The organism is Methylophaga sp. (genome assembly GCF_965655755.1).
In the GTDB taxonomy this organism is placed as follows: domain Bacteria; phylum Pseudomonadota; class Gammaproteobacteria; order Nitrosococcales; family Methylophagaceae; genus Methylophaga.
This window is the reverse complement of the sequence record NZ_CBFHHW010000038.1, coordinates 1-1,446: the sequence shown is the minus strand read 5'-3', so window position 1 is coordinate 1,446 and position 1,446 is coordinate 1. Positions and strand designations below refer to the sequence as shown.

Here is a 1,446-nt window from a genome sequence, read left to right as displayed (position 1 = left end):
GTTTGTTGCTAACACCGAATTTGTTTGTAGTATCACCGTCACCTGGACTGAAATGCAGGCAGATGACAGCCTTGGTACGACGAGTTTTGTTTATGCAGGGGCAATAAATTGAGCACTCTGAAAAACCAAAAAGGCCTTTCCTTAATAGAGTTGATGGTATCCCTTCTCATCGGCCTCATTATTATAACCGCTGTCATCGAAGTCTTTCTATCAAGCCGACAAGTCTACCGCGTCCAGACGGCTCGGGCCCATATTCAGGAAAATGGTCGTTATGCTATGCATGTCTTAACCGACGAACTACTTAATGTTGGTTACCAGGGCTGTGGTTCATTTCAAGTCGATGATGGTGACGTCACTAACACGCTGAACACCCCGAACAACTTCGCTTGGAATTTTTCAAGGCCCATACAAGGGGCTGAAGCTACAGGACCAAACCTCTGGGCTCCCTCGCTCGATCCCGGCCTCACCGTTCCAGTCGGTGGCAGTGATGTTATTACTGTCAGAAGTATCAGCCAACCTGAAGTCCTTGTAACAAATCACCCGGGAGGCACACCGCCTGGCTCGGCTGTAATTATGGTGCCATCAGGCAATCTCTTCGAGCAATCGGATATTGTCATGGTCACTGACTGTGAATCAGCGGCCATATTCCAAATTACCAATGCCAATCCGAGTACTTCCGGTAATCTTGTTCACAATACAGGTGGGGCTACTTCACCGGGTAATAGCACAAAAGAATTAGGTAAAAACTACACTGGCGGCTGGGTCAGCCGCTTAATGACAAAAAGTTTTTACGTACGAAATAACGCCGATGGCATACCGGCTCTATACACAAAACAAAGTACTAACAATGTGCAAGAGCTCATCAGTGGTGTGGAGTCACTGCAACTGCAATATGGTGTCGATACTGATGGAGACAGTTCAGTTGACAACTACCTCACTGCAAATGCGGTGGCAGACTGGAGTCAAGTGGTCAGTATTTCTATTGATCTGGTGATCGTTAGTGAAGAAGATAATCTCTCAGTGGATGGCCCCCAAAATTATGTTTTGGGTGGTACTACCGTGACACCAACTGATCGCCGGCTTCGCTCGGTTTTTTCCAAAACCATCACGCTACGAAATCGCGTACCTTAAGGAAATTTTATGAAACAGCAAGGTGTCGCCTTAATCATCAGTATGGTCCTCTTAGTTCTTATCACTATTATTGGCCTATCTTCAATGCGAAGTGGCACCATGCAGCAGAAAATGGCCACGAATGAACGTGATTCCGAACTCGCCTTCCAAGCTACTGAAATCGTTTTAAGAGATGCTGAAAATTGGTTAAGTAGTCAACTAGTTGAGCCAGTACCTTCCGATACGGGCAGTACTAATGTCTGGAAGCTTGACGCAATGGATCCCGACGACACCAACCCACAAAGCTGGTGGCAAGAGCGCGATCAAACCTGGTGG

2 protein-coding genes are annotated in these 1,446 nt (G+C 46.8%); both read left to right on the top strand.

What is annotated here, in order from left to right; all coding sequences use genetic code 11:
• Positions 1-108 precede the first annotated feature (108 nt).
• The gene (locus ACTF5U_RS11070; RefSeq protein WP_438971691.1) at positions 109-1,131 is read left to right on the top strand and encodes a PilW family protein; all 1,023 of its coding nucleotides are present in this window, start codon (positions 109-111) and stop codon (positions 1,129-1,131) included.
• 9 nt (positions 1,132-1,140) lie between these two features.
• Positions 1,141-1,446, top strand: a 306-nt coding sequence (locus ACTF5U_RS11065) for a pilus assembly PilX family protein (RefSeq protein ID WP_438971690.1), incomplete at its 3' end; no start/stop codon positions are given.